Source organism: Luteimonas sp. MC1895 (assembly GCF_016457215.1).
Lineage (GTDB): Bacteria > Pseudomonadota > Gammaproteobacteria > Xanthomonadales > Xanthomonadaceae > Luteimonas.
In genome coordinates, this window is record NZ_JAEMDY010000003.1 from 27,680 (window position 1) to 45,428 (window position 17,749).

Annotated in this window: 14 protein-coding genes and 1 tRNA gene; 2 read left to right on the plus strand and 13 right to left on the minus strand. The window is 68.5% G+C overall.

Annotated features, from left to right (window positions below):
• Positions 1-460: 460 nt before the first annotated feature.
• The 7 genes from pnp to rimP form a co-directional block, all read right to left on the minus strand.
• A complete protein-coding gene (gene pnp, locus JG616_RS08100; RefSeq protein ID WP_199361902.1) occupies positions 461-2,569 on the minus strand; it encodes a polyribonucleotide nucleotidyltransferase in 2,109 nt (702 codons plus the stop codon).
• A 124-nt stretch (positions 2,570-2,693) separates the two neighbouring features.
• Positions 2,694-2,954, minus strand: a complete 261-nt coding sequence (gene rpsO, locus JG616_RS08105; protein WP_199361901.1) for a 30S ribosomal protein S15 — start codon at positions 2,952-2,954, stop codon at positions 2,694-2,696.
• A gap of 179 nt (positions 2,955-3,133) precedes the next feature.
• Positions 3,134-4,120 (minus strand): tRNA pseudouridine(55) synthase TruB, encoded by a 987-nt coding sequence (truB, locus tag JG616_RS08110; RefSeq protein ID WP_199361900.1) that lies wholly within the window; start codon positions 4,118-4,120, stop codon positions 3,134-3,136.
• A 31-nt stretch (positions 4,121-4,151) separates the two neighbouring features.
• Positions 4,152-4,514, minus strand: coding sequence for a 30S ribosome-binding factor RbfA (gene rbfA / locus JG616_RS08115; RefSeq protein WP_199361899.1), 363 nt, complete (start codon positions 4,512-4,514; stop codon positions 4,152-4,154).
• On the minus strand, positions 4,514-7,093 hold the full coding sequence (gene infB / locus JG616_RS08120) for a translation initiation factor IF-2 (RefSeq protein ID WP_199361898.1): 2,580 nt from the start codon (positions 7,091-7,093) through the stop codon (positions 4,514-4,516). Before infB ends, rbfA begins: the two co-directional genes overlap by 1 nt.
• Positions 7,094-7,194: 101 nt before the next feature.
• A complete protein-coding gene (gene nusA / locus JG616_RS08125; RefSeq protein WP_199361897.1) occupies positions 7,195-8,706 on the minus strand; it encodes a transcription termination factor NusA in 1,512 nt (503 codons plus the stop codon).
• A gap of 8 nt (positions 8,707-8,714) precedes the next feature.
• Positions 8,715-9,323 (minus strand): ribosome maturation factor RimP, encoded by a 609-nt coding sequence (gene rimP, locus JG616_RS08130; RefSeq protein WP_199392274.1) that lies wholly within the window; start codon positions 9,321-9,323, stop codon positions 8,715-8,717.
• Between the two features lie 351 nt (positions 9,324-9,674).
• On the opposite strand from rimP, the gene JG616_RS08135 reads away from it, so the two are divergent.
• Positions 9,675-10,235 carry a DUF1190 domain-containing protein gene (locus JG616_RS08135; protein WP_199392275.1) on the plus strand — a complete coding sequence of 187 codons (561 nt, stop codon included), beginning with the start codon at positions 9,675-9,677 and terminating at the stop codon, positions 10,233-10,235.
• The gene (locus JG616_RS08140) at positions 10,235-11,419 is read left to right on the plus strand and encodes a glutathionylspermidine synthase family protein (RefSeq protein WP_199392276.1); all 1,185 of its coding nucleotides are present in this window, start codon (positions 10,235-10,237) and stop codon (positions 11,417-11,419) included. The genes JG616_RS08135 and JG616_RS08140 overlap by 1 nt, the downstream gene beginning before the upstream one ends.
• Before the next feature lie 53 nt (positions 11,420-11,472).
• Here JG616_RS08140 and JG616_RS08145 read toward each other — a convergent pair.
• From JG616_RS08145 to JG616_RS08170, 6 genes are all read right to left on the minus strand, one after another.
• A tRNA-Met gene (locus JG616_RS08145) sits at positions 11,473-11,549 on the minus strand.
• A gap of 80 nt (positions 11,550-11,629) precedes the next feature.
• Entirely contained in the window at positions 11,630-13,078 is a 1,449-nt protein-coding gene (gene nuoN / locus JG616_RS08150) for an NADH-quinone oxidoreductase subunit NuoN (protein WP_235973063.1), read from the minus strand.
• Between the two features lie 28 nt (positions 13,079-13,106).
• Entirely contained in the window at positions 13,107-14,621 is a 1,515-nt protein-coding gene (locus JG616_RS08155) for an NADH-quinone oxidoreductase subunit M (RefSeq protein ID WP_199392277.1), read from the minus strand.
• 13 nt (positions 14,622-14,634) lie between these two features.
• Complete coding sequence (nuoL, locus tag JG616_RS08160) at positions 14,635-16,758, minus strand: NADH-quinone oxidoreductase subunit L (protein WP_199392278.1); 2,124 nt, start codon at positions 16,756-16,758, stop codon at positions 14,635-14,637.
• 13 nt (positions 16,759-16,771) lie between these two features.
• Entirely contained in the window at positions 16,772-17,095 is a 324-nt protein-coding gene (gene nuoK / locus JG616_RS08165; protein WP_199361891.1) for an NADH-quinone oxidoreductase subunit NuoK, read from the minus strand.
• On the minus strand, positions 17,095-17,748 hold the full coding sequence (locus JG616_RS08170) for an NADH-quinone oxidoreductase subunit J (protein ID WP_199361890.1): 654 nt from the start codon (positions 17,746-17,748) through the stop codon (positions 17,095-17,097). Before JG616_RS08170 ends, nuoK begins: the two co-directional genes overlap by 1 nt.
• Between the last annotated feature and the right edge of the window lies 1 nt (position 17,749).

Genomic DNA, 17,749 nt, shown 5'->3' on the forward strand with positions numbered 1-17,749 from the left:
TTCCCAGGTGGGGGAGGCGCCCGGTGCAGCGTCGCGGCGCTTCGACGCATGGCCTGCTGCCGCTCATGTCCCCCGGTGCCGGCCTGCGGGCCGGCATCTCCTCCTGGACTTCCCGCTACGTGCCCTGTGCCCTGTGCCCTGTGCCCTGTGCCCTGCGTACAACGGCCAGCGGCCGAACCGCTCCGAACTGCGGTGCGATGCCTGCTGACGGGAAGTCAAGGAGGAGGCTTTGGCCGCAAGGCCGAAGCCGGGGGACATGAGCGGCAGCAGGCATCGCAGCACCGCCAGCCACCCCGCCAGCCACCCCGCCGGGCGACGTTCCGGGCGAAGTGGGACCCTGGATCCTGGAAGAGTGCCTCGTTCGAGTTCTCCCGTACGCCGGAGAAGCACAAAGAAAAAGCGGGCCGAAGCCCGCTTTCCCTGATGCTGCACGGCGCGATGGCGCCTGCGGACTTCCGGCTTACTCGGCCGGGGTGCCCTCGCCTTCCTCGACGGCCTTCATCGACAGGCGGATGCGGCCCTGCTTGTCGACTTCCAGCACCTTGACCTTGACCACGTCGCCTTCCTTGAGCACGTCGCCGACCTTCTCGACGCGTTCGTTGGAAATCTGCGAGACGTGCACCAGGCCGTCCTTGCCGGGGGAGATGGTCACGAAGGCGCCGAAGTCCATCAGCTTGACGACCTTGCCCTCGTAGATCCGGCCCGGCTCGACGTCGGAGGTGATCTGCTCGATGCGGTCCTTGGCGGCCTTGCCGGCGGCGGCGTCGACCGACGCGATGGTGATCGTGCCGTCGTCCTGGATGTCGATCTGGGTGCCGGTCTCCTTGGTGATCGCCTGGATGACCGAGCCGCCCTTGCCGATCACTTCGCGGATCTTGTCGGGGTGGATCTTGATGGTGATCAGGCGCGGCGCGAAGTCCGACAGCTCCGAGCGCGCGGTGGTCAGCGAGCTGGCCATCTCGCCCAGGATGTGCAGGCGGCCATGCTTGGCCTGCTCCAGCGCCACCTTCATGATCTCTTCGGTGATGCCCTGGATCTTGATGTCCATCTGCAGGGCGGTGATGCCCGCTTCGGTACCGGCCACCTTGAAGTCCATGTCGCCCAGGTGGTCCTCGTCGCCGAGAATGTCGGACAGCACGACGAAGTCGTCGCCTTCCTTCACCAGGCCCATCGCGATGCCCGCGACCGGCGCCTTGATCGGCACGCCCGCGTCCATCAGCGCCAGCGACGAACCGCAGACCGACGCCATCGAGGACGAACCATTCGACTCGGTGATCTCGGACACGACGCGGATGGTGTACGGGAACTCTTCCATCGTCGGCATCACGGCGAGCACGCCGCGCTTGGCCAGGCGGCCGTGGCCGATCTCGCGGCGCTTCGGGCCCATCATGCGGCCGGCTTCACCCACGGAGTAGGGAGGGAAGTTGTAGTGGAACAGGAAGTGTTCCTTGTACTCGCCGGAGACGGCGTCGATCACCTGGCCGTCGCGGGCGGTGCCCAGCGTGACCGCCACGATCGCCTGGGTCTCGCCACGGGTGAACAGCGAGGAGCCGTGCACGCGCGGCAGGATGCCGACGCGGCTGGCGATCGGGCGCACGGTGTCGAGCGCGCGGCCGTCGATGCGGACCTTGGTCTTGAGGACCGAGTCGCGCATGGTCTGGTATTCCTGCTCGCCGAACTCCTTGGAGAGTGCGCTCGAGGTCCAGGCATTGGCCTCGGCCTGCGGCGACAGGGCGTCAAGGATCGCCTTCTTGACCTTGGAGATGGTGTCGCGGCGCTCGAGCTTGTCACGCACCTGGAAGGCGCCCGCGAGCTGCTCGCCGATGGCGGTGCGCAGCGCGGACACCAGGCCCTCGTCGGCGGCCGGAGCGGTCCATTCCCACTTCGGCTTGCCGGCTTCGGCGACGAGCTCGTTGATCGTGGCGATGGCGGCCTGCATGGCCTTGTGGCCGAACATCACGGCACCCAGCATCACCTCTTCCGACAGCACGTTGGCTTCGGACTCGACCATCAGCACCGCGTTGGCGGTACCGGCGACGACGAGTTCGAGGTCGGACTCCTTGAGCTCCGACACGGTCGGGTTGAGCAGGTACTGGCCGCCCTTGTAACCGACCTTGGCGGCGCCGATCGGGCCGTCGAACGGCGCGCCCGAGAGCGACAGCGCGGCCGAGGCACCGATGAGCGCGAGGATGTCGCCGTCGATCTCCGGATTCATCGACATCACGGTGGCGATGATCTGGACTTCGTTGCGGAAGCCGTCGGGGAACAGCGGGCGGATCGGGCGGTCGATCAGGCGCGAGGTCAGCGTTTCCTTCTCGGTCTGGCGTCCTTCACGCTTGAAGAAGCCGCCGGGGATGCGACCACCCGCGTAGAACTTCTCCTGGTAGTCGACGGTCAGCGGAAAGAAATCCTGCCCTTCACGGGCGGTCTTGTTGGCGACCGCGGAAACCAGCAGCACGGTGCCGTCGCAGGAGACCATGACCGCGCCGCCGGCCTGGCGGGCGATCTCGCCGGTCTCGATGGTGACGGTGCGCTCGCCGTACTGGAAGCTCTTGGTAACTTTTGCCACGTTGTGAATTCCTTGGTGCGTCTTGCGATGAACCGGCGTGGGCCCTTGCCCCGGCCGGGTGGCGCGCCTGCAACGCGCCGGAAAAAGAACCGCGGCGCATTTCTGCGCCGCGGCGGGGTGTGGATCAGCGACGCAGGCCGAGCTTCTCGATCAGCGCCTTGTAGCGGCCGACGTCCTTGCGGTGCAGGTAGTCGAGCAGGCTGCGGCGCTGGTTGACCATCTTCAGCAGGCCGCGGCGGCTGTGGTGGTCCTGCTTGTGCACCTTGAAGTGCTCGGTCAGGTGCACGATGCGCGCGGTGAGCAGCGCCACCTGGACTTCCGTGGAGCCGGTGTCGTTCTCGCCGCGCTTGTTGTCTTCGATGATCTTGCTGGTGTCGATGGTCATGCTGTCGCCCTGGGTGATGCGTGGACCGCAGGAACCCCTTCGTGCGCATGGCAGGAAGGACGCACCGCGAGAACCGCCGCTTGCTGTGGATGCCGTGGCGACCGGTGCCCCGGCCGTCGGCTGCTTGGAAATAAGCCTTCGAATTGTAACGCGCCGCGGCCGGGCCGGACAAGGCGGACTCAGCCGGCCCGGGGGTTCCGCGGGCCGGGCTGGGCGCAGGCCCAGCTGAACATGCGCCGCGGGCGCAACCCGCCCTCGCCGTCGCGCAGGCCCAGGCCGAGCACCCGGCCTTCCGGGCCGAATATGGCCACTTCGCCGGCGGCGCCCGCGGCGCCGTCCGTCCCCTGCCCGTAGGCGAAGCCGGCGGCCGCCGATGCGTCGATCTCCACCCGGGGCCACGCGGCCATGCCCGATTCCAGCGGCAGCAGGCAGGCCTCCAGGCTGGACTCGCCGCGCTCGGCCAGCGCCTCGAGCTCGGCGAAGCTCCACATCCGCGGGTTCCTGAACGGGTCGACCCAGAGCCGGCGCAGCTCGGCCACATGCGCCCCGCAGCCGAGCGCCTCGCCGAGGTCGCGGACCAGGCTGCGGACATAGGTGCCCGAGCCGCACTCCACGCGCAGGCGCAGGATGTTGCCGGGGGCCACGCCTTCGGCGGCGTCGACGAGGTCGGCAGCCGAGAGCAGGCTGAATTCGTGGACCTCGACCTCGCGTGGCTCGACCTCCACGTCCTCGCCCCGGCGTGCCTTGGCGTACAGCGGCTCCCCGCCCCGCTTGAGCGCGGAGTAGATCGGCGGGCGCTGCTGGATGCGGCCGGTGAGCGGGCCAAGGGCCGCATCGATGGTGGCGATGTCGAGCAGGGGGACGGGCCGCTCGCGCAGCACCTCGCCTTCGGCGTCGTCGGTGTCGGTGACCTGGCCCAGCCGCGCCACCGCGTCATAGGCCTTGCGTGCGCCGAGCAGGCCGCCGGCGATCTTGGTCGCTTCACCGAAGCACAGCGGCAGGAGGCCGGTGGCGAGCGGATCGAGGCTGCCGGTATGGCCGCCCTTCTCGGCGCGGAACAGGTGGCGCGCGCGCTGCAGCGCCTGGTTGGAGCTCGGGCCCCGCGGCTTGTCGAGCAGCAGGATGCCGTCGAGCTTGCGGAATCTGGTGCGCGCGCGGGCAGTCATCGGATCATCGGACCGCCAGGCGGCCGGGAACTCAGTCTTCGGCCGGCGCGTCGGGCAGGTCGCGCAGCAGGTTGTCGATGCGCTCGCCGCGATCGACGGAGTCGTCGTAATGGAAGTGCAGCTCGGGCACGTGGCGCATCTTCACCGCGCGCGCCAGCCGGTAGCGCACCTCGGGCGCCACCGCCTTGAGGCCCTTGACGGCCTCGAGGGCGCGCTCGGACTGCAGCGCGGTGACCCAGACCTTGGCGTGCGCCATGTCGCGGGTCACCTCGACGTCCGAAACGCTCACCGACGGCAGGCCGTGCTCGGCCACCGCCTCGCGGACCAGCGTACCCAGCTCCCTGCGGAGCTGGGCGGACACGCGGTCGGTGCGATGGAAGGACTTCTGCGCCATCAGAGGGTGCGCTGCACTTCGACGCGCTCGAAGCACTCGATCTTGTCGCCCGGCTTGATGTCGTTGTAGGCCTTCACGCCGATGCCGCACTCGGTGTTGACGCGCACCTCGTCGACGTTCTCCTTGAAGCGGCGCAGCGATTCCAGCTCGCCCTCGAAGATGACCACTTCGTCGCGCAGCACGCGGATCGGCTTGTTCCTGCGGACCACGCCCTCGATGACCATGCTGCCGGCCACGGCGCCGAACTTGGAGCTGCGGAACACCTCGCGGACCTCGGCGGTGCCGATGATCTCCTCGCGGATCTCCACGCCCAGGATGCCGGACGCCACCTGCTTCACCTGGTCGATCACGTCATAGATGATCGAGAAATAGCGCAGGTCGAGGCCGTGCGTGTCGACCACCTTGCGTGCCGACGCATCGGCACGGACGTTGAAGCCGATGATCGTGGCCTTGGACGTCGCCGCCGAATTGGCGTCGGACTCGGTGATGCCGCCAACGCCGGAACGGATGATGTTGATCCGGATCTCGTCGTTGGACAGCGCGGTCAGCGCCTGGCGCAGCGCCTCCACCGAACCTTGCACGTCGGCCTTGATGACCAGCGGCAGCTCGAGCTGCTGGCCGCCGCCCATCTGCGCCATGATGTCTTCCATGCGGTTGCCCGCGGCCTGCACCAGGCGCGTTTCGCGGCGCTTGGCCTCGCGCTGCTGCGCGACTTCACGGGCCAGGCGCTCATCGTCGACGACCACGAAGTCGTCGCCGGCATCGGGCACGCCGGACAGGCCGAGCACCTGCACCGGGATCGACGGCCCGGCCGACGGCACCTGGCCGCCGGTCTCGTCGAACAGTGCGCGCACGCGGCCGTACTCGACGCCGCAGACCAGGAAGTCGCCCTTGTTGAGCGCGCCCTGCTGCACCAGCACCGTGGCCACCGGGCCGCGGCCCTTGTCCAGCGAGGACTCGATGACCGTACCGCTGGCGCGGCCCTCGGACATCGCCTTGAGTTCGAGCACCTCGGCCTGGATGCTGATCGCTTCCAGCAGGTCGTCGACGCCGTCGCCGGTCTTGGCCGACAGCTCGACCATCTGCGTATCACCGCCGAAGTCCTCGGCCACGATGTCGTGCGCGAGCAGCTCGTTCTTGATCCGCGACGGGTCGGCCTCGGACTTGTCGATCTTGTTGATCGCCACGATCAGCGGCACCTTGGCCGCCCTCGCGTGCTGGATCGCCTCGACCGTCTGCGGCATCACGCCGTCGTCGGCCGCGACCACCAGCACCACGATGTCGGTGAGCTTGGCGCCGCGCGCGCGCATCGAGGTGAAGGCGGCATGGCCCGGGGTGTCGAGGAAGCTGATGACGCCCTTGGCAGTCTCGACGTGGTACGCGCCGATGTGCTGGGTGATGCCGCCGGCCTCGCCGGTGGCGATCCTGGTGCGGCGGATGTAGTCCAGCAGCGAGGTCTTGCCATGGTCGACGTGACCCATGATGGTGACCACCGGCGGACGCTGGGTCTGGTCGCCCTGCACGTCCTCGACGTGGGCGAGCAGCTCGCTTTCCGCATCGTCGGCATCGGCGCGGATGGCCGTGTGGCCGAGTTCTTCGGTCACCAGCACCGCAGTGTCATGGTCGATGGACTGGGTGATGGTCGCCATGACGCCCATCTTGAACAGCGCCTTGACCACGTCGCCGCCCTTCAACGCGAGCTTCTGCGCAAGGTCGGCCACGGTGATCGCCTCGCCGATCGCGACTTCGCGCACCACCGGCGCGGTCGGACGGGTAAAGCCGGTCCCGGTCCGCGCCTGGTCGGGCTGGCGGCCGCGCTGCTGCTGGCGGCCCTTCGAGCGCGAGGCGCCGGCGCCGCGACGTGCACGGTCGGCGGGCGACAGGTGCAACTGGCCGGCAAAGCGCGCGGCGCTGTCGTCGTCCTCGACGCCGGCGACCATCGCGTGCGAGCCGCGGTTGGGCTTGCCCTTGTTCGCGGCGCGGTCGTCGCGCGGCGGCACGGCCGGCTTGGGATGGCCATGGCCATGCGCCTTGCGCGGGGTTTCCTCGACCGCGGACGCGGTCGCGGCGGCTTCCTTGCGGACGCGGTCGGCTTCCTGCTCGGCAACCAGCCGCTTGGCGGCTTCGGCTTCCTCGACGCGGCGGCGGTCGGCCTCGGCCAGGCGCTGCTGCTCGTCGAGGTTGCGCTGGCGCGACTCCTCGAGCTTGCGCAGGATTTCGGCGCGCTCGTCGTCGACGCCACCGCCGCTGCGGGCGCCGGATGCAGCGTCCTCGGGCTTGAGCGTGACCTTCTTGCGCACCACGACGTCGACGGTCGGCTTGTTGCGGCCGCCGCCCACGGTGAGCGTGCTCTTGCGCTGCAGGGTGATCTTCTTGGGGGCGACCGGATCCTCGGCGGCCTTCTCGGCACGACCGTGGGTGCGGCGCAGGAAGCCCAGGAGCTTCACCTTCTCGGTACTGGTCACGACCTGGTCGGGATCGCTGAACTTCATGCCCGCTTCGGACAGCTGTTCAAGCAGTTTCTCGACCGGCGTGTTCACCAGTGCGGCCAGCTTGCGGATGGTGGTTTGCTGCGACATTCGGATTCCGGTTCCTTGGGCGTCGGCTCGTGCCGCGCGCTATGGATCGATCAATTCATGGTGGTTTGCCGTTCTCGGGGGCCGTGGACGGCCCCGGCCTGTCAGCCTTCGGCCTCGAGGCGCGCGATCTCTCCGGCGCGCGCGGCCAGGACCAGCGCGGCGGCGCGTTCCCCGTCCAGGCCCTCGATGCCGAATTCCAGCACCTCGTCGGCGGCCAGGTCGGAGAGGTCCTCGGCGGTGCGCACGCCGTTGGCGGCCAGGGCGAACGCCGTCTCGTCGTCCATGCCCTCGAGCGCCAGCAGGTCGTCGGCCGGCACGTTCTCGCCGATCTCCTCCTCGACCGCAAGCGCGTCGTTGAGCAGCGCGTCGCGGGCGCGGGCACGCAGTTCCTCGACGATGTCCTCGTCGAAGCCCTCGACCGCCAGCAGCTCGCCGACCGGCACGTAGGCGATTTCCTCGACCGTGCTGAAGCCCTCGGCCACCAGGATGCCGGCGATTTCCTCGTCGACCTCGAGCTTCTCCTGGAACAGCGCGCGCGCCGTGGCCTGCTCGGCCTCCGACTTCGCGGTGACCTGGTCCTGGGTCATGACGTTGAGCTGCCAGCCCGACAGGCGGCTGGCGAGGCGCACGTTCTGGCCGCCCTTGCCGATGGCCTGCGCGAGGCGGTCTTCGGCGACCGCGAGGTCCATCGAGTGCTTGTCCTCGTCGACGACGATCGACTGCACTTCGGCCGGCGCCATCGCGTTGATCACGAACTGCGCCGGGTTGTCCGACCACAGCACGATGTCGACGCGCTCGCCGTTGAGCTCGTTCGACACCGCCTGCACGCGCGAACCACGCATGCCGATGCAGGCGCCGATGGGATCGGTGCGGGTGTCGTAGGCGACCACCGCGATCTTCGCGCGATCGCCCGGGTCGCGTGCACAGGCCTTGATCTCGACCAGGCCCTGGCCGACTTCCGGCACTTCGAGCTTGAACAGCTCCATCATGAATTCAGGCGCTGCGCGGCTGATGAACAGCTGCGGGCCGCGCGGCTCGGTGCGCACGTCGTACAGGTAGCCGCGGATGCGGTCGCCGGCGCGCACGACGTCGCGCGGGATCGCCTTGTCCTTGGGGATGAAGGCCTCGGCGTTGCCGCCGAGGTCGACGAAGACGTTGCCGCGCTCGACGCGCTTGACCACGCCGGTCACCAGCTCGCCGACGCGATCCTTCCACGCATCCACGACCTGCTGGCGCTCGGCCTCGCGCACGCGCTGGACGATGACCTGCTTGGCGGCCTGGGCTGCGATGCGGCCGAAGTCGACGTTCTCGATCTGTTCCTCGATGTAGTCGCCGACCTCGACGCCCTCGGCCTCGTCGACCGCGTCCATCAGGCGGATCTGCCGGTCAGGCGACTCCATGACCACGTCATCGGCCACCACTTCCCAGCGGCGGAAGGTCTCGTAGCTGCCGTCCTTCGAGTCGATCTGCACGCGCGTGACCACGTCCTGCTCGAGGTAGCGCTTCTTGGCCGCGGTGGCGAGCGCCGCCTCGAGGGCTTCGAGGATCACCGACTCGGGCACACCCTTCTCGTTGGCGACCGCATCGACGACCAGCAACAGTTCCTTGCTCATCTTCTGGTTCACTCCGCACTGGACGGCTTCGACGCCGCCGGCTTGTTGTTGGTATTGGATTTGCTGGCCGCCCCGCGCTTGCCGGGCCGGGCATCGCGGCCGGACGCGTCCTTCGCGGGGCCGTAGCCCAGCGCGACCCAGTCGGGGACCAGGCGCGCCTTGTCGATGTTGCCGGCGGACACCGCGAACGGCTGGCCGTCGACGTCGAAGGTGATCGTCTCGCCCTCGACCGTGGCGATCCGGCCCTGCAGGCGACGGCGTCCGTCCTGCGGCAGCTTCAGCGCGACCTTGGCCTGTTCGCCGAGGAAGCGCTCGAAGTGCGCCGGCTTGAACAGCAGGCGGTCGACGCCGGGCGACGACACCTCGAGGGTGTAGTTGCTGCTGATCGGGTCCTCGACGTCGAGCTGGGCCGAGACTTCGCGGCTCACCGCCTCGCAGTCCTCGATGCCCACGCCCTGCCCTTCGGCCATCGGGTCGGCGCCCGGGCGGTCGATGTACAGGCGCAGCAGCGCGCCGCCGCCGGGCGACGGCAGGTACTCGACGCCGAGCAGGTCCAGGCCCATCGCGGACACGGTCGGCGACAGGAGCTCAGCGATGTCGGTCGACTTGTCGGCCACGATGTCTCCTCTGTCCTGGTCGCCTGGCGCCGCGCGGCGCGGAAAAATGAAAAAGGGCCCGATGGGCCCCTTGTCCGATGCTGCTGGATCCGGTGCCGGCGCGCCTCGATGCGCACCGCGCGAGCCCGACTCCCGCAATCGAAAAAAGCCTCCTCGGAGGCTTTTCGTCGACTGCGAAAAGCTTGCAGCGGGTTTGCCGGGGCCGGCGCCTGTTGCGCCGATGCCATCCTGCAGGGTCCCGCTGAGCCGCTGGATTATAGGCCTCGCGCGCCCGTGCCGCAAGCTCACGGCGCGCGTGGCGCACCATCGGTTAACCTCTGCCTCTCCACGCGCAATCCGGTACCGGCTTCGATGAAACGCTCCCGCAAGACCGCCCTCGTCCTCATGGGCTCCGCCCCGCTGCTGCTGGTTGCCTGCGCGCAGCAGCCGGAGGTGCAGACCTCCGAAGGCCTGTTCACCACGGTCGAGGCCTGCGCCGCGGAAACCATGAATCCGGGGATGTGCCGCCAGGCCTTCGACGCCGCCCAGGCCCAGGCCGACGAAGTCGCGCCGCGCTATGCCTCGCGCGAGGACTGCGAGGCCGAATTCGGCGAAGGCCAGTGCGCGACCCGGCAGCACGCGGGCGGCAGCTTCGTCGGCCCGCTGATGGCCGGGTTCGTGCTGTCGCAGATGATGGGCGGCAGGGGCGGTGCCCTGGCGCCGGCGCCCGGTGCCGGACCCGCCGCGGCGGCTCCCGGCAACGCGCGTGCCACCCCGGCCTTCCTGTCCAACCAGTCCGGCTGGCTGCGGCCGCAGGCGGGCCCAGGCGGGGCGACGGCGCTGGCCCGCACCGGCCTGCAGCCCGACCGCGCCCCGACCGTCAGCCGCGGCGGCTTCGGCCGCTCGGGCGCGGGCCGCAGCGCCGGCGGCTGATGCGCCGGGTCGCGATCGAGGAGCGCCCCGACTGGCGCCAGCGCGCCGCGGACTGCGGCTTCGCCTTCCATACCATCGAGGGCGAGCGCTACTGGGACGAACGCGCCTACTACGCCTTCGACCTGCGACAGGTCGAGGACGACATCGAGGACCCCAGCGCGGAGCTCCACGCCATGGCCATGGAGCTCGCCGCCGAAGCCGCCGGCAGCCAGGAGCTCATGGAGCGGCTGGCGATTCCCCCCGACGCCCGCGACCAGGTGGCGGACAGCTGGCGCCGCCGCGATCCGCACCTCTATGGCCGGATCGACCTCGCCTATGACGGCCACGGGCCGGCCAAGCTGTACGAATACAACTACGACACGCCCACCTCGCTGTTCGAGGCGGCGTTCTTCCAGTGGGACTGGCTGGAGCGCCAGCGCGAAAGCGGCGTATTGCCCGGCGGCGCGGACCAGTTCAACTCAATCCACGAGGCCCTGGTGGCGCGCTTCGTCGCGATCGCCGGGCAGCTTCCGGCGCCGCTCTATTTCTCTGCGTCCGGCGACAGCGCGGAGGACCAGGGCACGGTCGACTACCTGCGCGACTGCGCCGCGCAGGCCGGCATCGAGTCCGGCACGATCGCGCTGGAGTCGATCGGACTCTCGGCCGACGGCCGTTTCACCGCCGGCGACGACGTGGTCATCGCCAGCCTGTTCAAGCTCTATCCGCTCGAGGACCTGTTCGCGGACGCGTTCGCTTCGGCCCTGCCCGGCTCGGGCCTGCGCCTGCTGGAGCCGCCGTGGAAGCTGCTGCTGAGCAACAAGGGCGTGCTGCCGCTGCTGTGGGAGCGACACCGCGGCCACCCGAACCTGCTGCCGGCCGAGTTCGACGCCGGCAGCGAGCTGCCTCCGGGCTGGGTCCGCAAGCCGCTGTTCTCACGCGAGGGCGCGAACATCGAGATGCACCTGCACGACGGCGACCGGATCGAGCAGCCCGGGCCCTATGCGGGTCCTGCGATCCGCCAGGCGCTCCACCTGCTGCCGACGTTCGACGGCGCGTGGCCGCTGGTCGGCAGCTGGGTGGTCGGCGACGTGGCCTGCGGCATGGGCATCCGCGAGGATGCATCGCCGATCACGCGTGACACCGCGCGCTTCGTGCCGCACGCGATCGTCGATGACGGGCGCCGGCGGATGGTGCTGGAGGCCTGAGCCACAAAAGAGAACGGCGCCCCTGTTTCCAGGAGCGCCGTTCGTGCTGCGTATGGTAGCGGGGGTAGGATTTGAACCTACGACCTTCGGGTTATGAGCCCGACGAGCTGCCAGACTGCTCCACCCCGCAGCAGACGAACATTATGCAGGAGTACCTGCTTTTCCGCAAGCTCCCGCGCGTCATCGCCGCGCGGAAGCGTGTGGCTTGCCTCAGGCGAACGCCGCCTGGCACCAGGCCATGACCGGGCTCCAGGCGATACCCAGCACCAGCAGCGCCAGCGCGTTGACCGCGAACAGCGCCTTCAGCGGCATGCTGTCGCGCGCTTCGATCACCCGGCCCTCGGGCTCGTCGAAGTACATGACCTTGATCACGCGCAGGTAGTAGAACGCACCCACCACGGCGAACACGATGCCGACGATCGCCAGCCACAGCATGTCGCCCTGGATCGCCGCGCGCAGCACCACCAGCTTGGCCCAGAATCCGAGGAAGGGCGGCACGCCGGCCAGCGAGGCCATGATCACCAGCACCATCGCCGCCATCCACGGGCTGCGGGCATTGAGGCCCTTGAAGTCCTCGATGCGGTCGGCTTCGAAACCGTTGCGCGCCAGCACCACGATCGCGCCGAACGCGGCCGCCGACATGATCGCGTAGCTGATCGCGTAGAACATCGCCGCCGCGTAGCCCTCGGGACCGCCGCCGGCGAGGCCGAGCAGCAGGAAGCCGACGTGCGACACCGTCGAGTAGGCCAGCATGCGCTTCAGGTTGGTCTGTGCAATGGCGAAGATGTTGCCGACCACCAGCGAAAGCGCCGCGATCATCGCCACCATCAGCTGCCACTGGTCCTGCAGCGGACCCACGCCGGATTCGAGCAGGCGGTAGGCCATGCCGAACACGGCCAGCTTGGGTGCCGAACCGATGAACAGCGTCATCGGCGTCGGCGCGCCGTGGTAGGCGTCGGGCAGCCACATGTGGAACGGGGCCGCGCCGAACTTGAAGCAGACGCCCACCACCAGGAACACGGTGCCGGTCAGCAGCAGGGTGCGCGTGCCGCCGTCGACGGTGGCGGCGGCGCTGGCGATGCTGGCGAGGTCCAGGCTGCCGGTGGCGCCGTAGACCAGCGACATGCCGAACAGCAGCAGGCCGGATGCCAGCGAGCCGAGCACGAAGTACTTCATCGCCGCTTCGGAGCCGACCGGGTTGTCGCGATCGATCGCCACCAGCGCGTACTGGCACAGCGCCAGCAGCTCGAGGCCGACGTAGATCGTCGCCAGGTTGGGCGCGGACACCAGCAGCATCATGCCGACCGTCGCGAACAGCATCAGCACCGGCAGCTCGCCCTTGTACAGCCCGCGCTCGCGCATGAAGTGCCAGGCATAGCCGAGCGACATCGCGGTGATGACCAGGATGAAGACCTTGAGCACGTCGGCGGCGGTGTCGCGCACGAACATGTCCGCCAGCACCATGCCCTGCCCGCCCACGCCGGCGACGATCATCGCCGCGGCACCGAGCAGGAGCGCGATCGCCAGCGAGTGGGTGACCACCCGGCGGCGCTCGTCGAGGAACAGGTCCAGCATCAGCAGCGCGAACGCGCCGATCACCACCACGAGCTCGGGCGCCAGCGGCGCGATATCGGCCAGCGTCCGGACGGGAAGGTTCAATTCACCAGGCATCATCGCGTCACGTTCCTCAAAGCTTGCTGTTGGCGAGCATGTCCGCCAGCTGCGCGATGGAGGGCTCCATCAGGTCGGTCAGGGGCCTGGGCCAGATGCCGATGAGCAGCACGCCGGCGGCGAACACGCCCAGCACCAGGGCCTCGCGGCCATTGATGTCCTTCATGGCGGCGACGTGGGCGTTGCCGGCCTCGCCATACATCACCCGCTTCACCAGCCACAGCGTGTAGCCGGCGCCCAGGATCAGGGTCAGCGCGGCCACGAAGGCGATCAGCGGGTGGTGCTGGAACGAGGCGACGATGACCATGAACTCGCCGACGAAGCCCGAGGTGCCCGGCAGGCCGGAGTTCGCGAACGCGAACAGCACGTAGAAGGCGGCGAACCAGGGCATCACGTTCGCCACGCCGCCGTAGTCGCGGATCATGCGCGTGTGCATGCGGTCGTAGAGCACGCCGACGCAGGTGAACATGGCGCCGGACACGAAGCCGTGCGAGATCATCTGCACCATCGCGCCCTGCATGCCCAGGCGCGCGGCTTCGGGGTTGCCGGTGTCGCGCACCAGGGCGAAGGCGATGAAGATGCCCAGCGTGACGAAGCCCATGTGCGAGACCGAGGAGTACGCGATCAGCTTCTTCATGTCCTGCTGGACCAGGGCCACGAGGCCGACGTAGACCACCGCGATCAGCGACAGCGCGATCAGCAGCCAGGCCCATTCGTGGCCCGCGTCGGGCGTGATCGGCAGGCTGAAGCGCAGGAAGCCGTAGCCGCCGATCTTCAGCATGATCGCGGCCAGGATCACCGAGCCGCCGGTGGGCGCCTCGACGTGGGCATCGGGCAACCAGGTGTGCACCGGGAACATCGGCACCTTGACCGCGAACGCGATCAGGAACGCGAAGAACAGCCACATCTGCTCGGTGGCGGTGAGCGGAAGCGCGTACAGGTCGGGCAGCTGCCAGCTTCCGGCCTTGAGGTACAGGTACACCAGGCCGACCAGCATGAAGACCGAGCCGAGGAAGGTGTACAGGAAGAACTTCACCGACGCATACACGCGGCGCGGGCCGCCCCACACGCCGATGATGATGAACATCGGGATCAGCATGCCCTCGAAGAACACGTAGAACAGCATCGCGTCCACGGCCGAGAACACGCCGATCATCAGCCCCTCGAGGATCAGCATCGAGGCGAAGTACTGGTTCACGCGCTTGTCGATCGAGGCCCAGGCGCCGATCAGCACCAGCACCGTCACCAGGGTCGTGAGCACGATCAGCGCGACCGAGATGCCGTCCGCGCCCAGGTGGTACTGGATGTCATAGGCCGGGATCCACTCCCGGGTCTCGACGAACTGCATCGTGGCCACCGCCGCCGAGGCGTCGTAGCCGGTGAACAGCGGGATGCTGATGGCGAACACCACCAGCGCGATCGCCAGCGACAGCCAGCGCGCGGCGCTGGCGCGATTGCCGAGCGCGAGCACCATCGCGCCACCGAGGATCGGCAGCCAGATGAGGATGCTGAGGAGGGGCCAGTTCGACACGTATCGTCTTCCGTCAGGTCCAGAGGTAGATCAGCACGGCCAACAGCAGGATCAGGCCGACGATCATCGCGAATGCATAGTCATAGAGGCGGCCCGACTGCAGCCGGCGCGAGACGGCCGACACCAGTCCGACCAGTCGCGCGGTGCCGTTGACGATGACGCCATCGATCAGGCGGCCGTCGACCGCGCTGGACGCCTTGCCGAGCTGCAGGCTGCCGCCCGCCAGGCCGCCGATCCAGAGATCATCGGCCCAGTACTTCTTCTCGAGCACGTTGACCGGCAGCGCGAACATGCTGCGGGCCTTCGTCGCGAGCTCGGGACGCCACCAGTACATGACCGTGGCGAGCACGAAGCCGGCCAGCGTCAGCCAGAAGGCGGGCGTCAGGAAGCCGTGCAGCGCGAACGCCACCGGTCCGTGCCACAGCTCGGACGCCACGCGCGCGAGGGTGTCGTTCTCCGGCAGCAGGTCGATCGCGCCGGTAAAGAACGGCATCACCTGCGCGCCGCCACTCCAGCTGGTGCCGAACAGCATCGGGCCGGCGGTGAAGAAGCCGATCGCGATCGAGGGAATCGCCAGCAGCACCAGCGGCAGGGTCACCACCCAGGGCGACTCGCGCGGTTCGTGCACGCCGTGGTGGTCGTCGTGCGCGGAATGCCCGTGCGCGTCGAGCTGCGAGGGCTCGTGGCGGGTCTCTTCGCCATGCGTGCCGTGCGCCTCGGCGGGATGCGACTGCTCGACCTCGCGGAAGCGCTCGCGCCCGAAGAAGGTCATGTACAGCAGGCGGAAGCTGTAGAACGAGGTGACGAAGGCGCCGAGCAGGACCGCCCAGTAGCCATAGCTGCCGACCCAGCCCATCCCCTCGGCGCCGGACTTCGCCGCTTCGATGATGGTGTCCTTGGAGTAGAAGCCGCTGAAGAACGGCGTCGCGACCAGGGCCAGGGTGCCGATCAGCATGGTGGCGAAAGTGATCGGCATGTACCGGCGCAGGCCACCCATGCGGCGCATGTCCTGCTCGTGGTGCATGGCGATGATCACCGAGCCCGCGCCGAGGAACAGCAGCGCCTTGAAGAAGGCATGGGTCATCAGGTGGAACACCGCCGCCGAGTACGCCGACACGCCCAGCGCCACGGTCATGTAGCCGAGCTGCGACAGCGTCGAATACGCGACCACGCGCTTGATGTCGTTCTGCACGATGCCGATCAGGCCGGTGAAGAAGGCCGTGGTCGCGCCGATGAAGAGGATGAACTGCAGCGCGGTCTGGCTGAGCTCGAACAGCGGCGACATGCGCGCCACCATGAAGATGCCGGCGGTGACCATGGTCGCGGCGTGGATCAGCGCCGAGATCGGGGTCGGGCCTTCCATCGAGTCCGGAAGCCACACGTGCAGCGGAACCTGCGCCGACTTGCCCATGGCACCGACGAAGAGGCAGATGCAGATCAGGGTCGCCACCGACCAGGCATAGCCCGGGATGATCTCGATCACCTGGCCGCCGCCGATCGTCGGCCCGGCATTGGCGAAGACCGTGGCGTAGTCGAGCGTGCCGAACCAGTAGGCGACGCCGGCAATGCCCAGCAGCATGCCGAAGTCACCCACGCGGTTGACCAGGAAGGCCTTGAGGTTCGCGAACACCGCGGTCGGACGCTTGAACCAGAAGCCGATCAGCAGGTACGACACCACGCCCACCGCTTCCCAGCCGAAGAACAGCTGGAAGAAGTTGTTGGCCATCACCAGCGTCAGCATGGAGAAGGTGAACAGGCTGATATAGCTGAAGAAGCGCTGGTAGCCCGGGTCGTCGGCCATGTAGCCGATGGTGTAGATGTGGACCAGCAGCGACACGAAGGTCACCACCACCATCATCATCGCGGTCAGCCGGTCGACCATGAAGCCGATGTGGATCTCGTAGCCGGCGACCTGGAACCAGGTGTAGAGGTTCTCGTTGAACGGCGCGGCGCCCTGCCCGACCAGCTGCCAGAGCACCCAGCTCGACAGCGCGCAGCTGACCGCCACGCCCAGGATCGTGGCCGTCTGCGCACCGACGCGACCGACCTGGCGGCCGAACAGGCCGGCGATGATCGCGCCAAGGAGCGGCGCGATCACGATCGCGATCAGCACCGCCTTCGAGATGACAATTTCCATGCCAGGCATTCCGTCAGCCCTTCAGCGTGTCGAGTTCGGCGACGTTGATCGTGCGCCGGTTGCGGAACAGCGTGACCAGGATCGCCAGGCCGATCGCGGCCTCGGCCGCGGCCACGGTGAGGATGAAGAACACGAAGACCTGGCCGGCGGCGTCGCCGAACTCGCGCGAGAAGGCGATGAAATTGATGTTCACCGAGAGCAGCATCAGCTCGATGCACATCAGCAGGATGATCACGTTCTTCCGGTTGAGGAAGATGCCGGCGACGCTGATGCAGAACAGCGCAGTCGCCAGCGTCAGGTAGTGGCCAAGCGCGAGGCCCTGTCCGAGGAATTCCATCACTTGCCCTCCACGCCGGTGGCATCGGTGGCCGGCGCTGCGTCGTCGGCGACGTGCACCGATGCAGGCATGTCGACCATGCGCAGGCGGTCACCCGGACGCGTGCGGACCTGGTCGCCCGGGACCTGGTGCTTGGTGCCGGGACGGCGGCGCAGGGTGAGCGTCACCGCGGCGACCACCGCGACGGTGAGGATCACCGCGGCGACCTCGAACGGCAGCAGGAAGTCGGTGAACAGCCGGCGCGCGATCCACACCGTGTTCGACACGCCGGCGGCCTCGACCGCGTCGGGTGCGAACGGCGTGGCGACGAAGGCCATGATCCCGATCAGCGACAGCAGCTCGAGCAGCATCACCACCGCCACGACCAGTCCGACCGGCAGGTAGCGCACGTAGCCCTCGTTAATCGGCACCAGGTCGATGTCGAGCATCATCACCACGAACAGGAACAGGACCATCACCGCGCCGACGTAGACCAGCACCAGCGCGACCCCGAGGAATTCGGCGCCCGCGATGATCCAGGTGCAGGCCACGCTGAAGAAGGTCAGCACCAGGAACAGCGCCGAGTGCACCGGGTTGCGCGCGCCGATCACGCCGATGGCGCCGGCGATCGCGACCGCTGCGAATGCGAAGAATGCGAGCTGTACGAAGTCCATG

What these genes read in the sequence shown, in the direction of transcription:
- rpsO (WP_199361901.1), bottom strand. Translation starts at nt 2,954, where the DNA reads ATGACCATCGACACCAGCAAGATCATCGAAGACAACAAGCGCGGCGAG.
- truB (WP_199361900.1), bottom strand. Translation starts at nt 4,120, where the DNA reads ATGACTGCCCGCGCGCGCACCAGATTCCGCAAGCTCGACGGCATCCTG.
- rbfA (WP_199361899.1), bottom strand. Translation starts at nt 4,514, where the DNA reads ATGGCGCAGAAGTCCTTCCATCGCACCGACCGCGTGTCCGCCCAGCTC.
- infB (WP_199361898.1), bottom strand. Translation starts at nt 7,093, where the DNA reads ATGTCGCAGCAAACCACCATCCGCAAGCTGGCCGCACTGGTGAACACG.
- nusA (WP_199361897.1), bottom strand. Translation starts at nt 8,706, where the DNA reads ATGAGCAAGGAACTGTTGCTGGTCGTCGATGCGGTCGCCAACGAGAAG.
- JG616_RS08135 (WP_199392275.1), top strand. Translation starts at nt 9,675, where the DNA reads ATGAAACGCTCCCGCAAGACCGCCCTCGTCCTCATGGGCTCCGCCCCG.
- JG616_RS08140 (WP_199392276.1), top strand. Translation starts at nt 10,235, where the DNA reads ATGCGCCGGGTCGCGATCGAGGAGCGCCCCGACTGGCGCCAGCGCGCC.
- nuoL (WP_199392278.1), bottom strand. Translation starts at nt 16,758, where the DNA reads ATGGAAATTGTCATCTCGAAGGCGGTGCTGATCGCGATCGTGATCGCG.
- nuoK (WP_199361891.1), bottom strand. Translation starts at nt 17,095, where the DNA reads ATGGAATTCCTCGGACAGGGCCTCGCGCTTGGCCACTACCTGACGCTG.
- JG616_RS08170 (WP_199361890.1), bottom strand. Translation starts at nt 17,748, where the DNA reads ATGGACTTCGTACAGCTCGCATTCTTCGCATTCGCAGCGGTCGCGATC.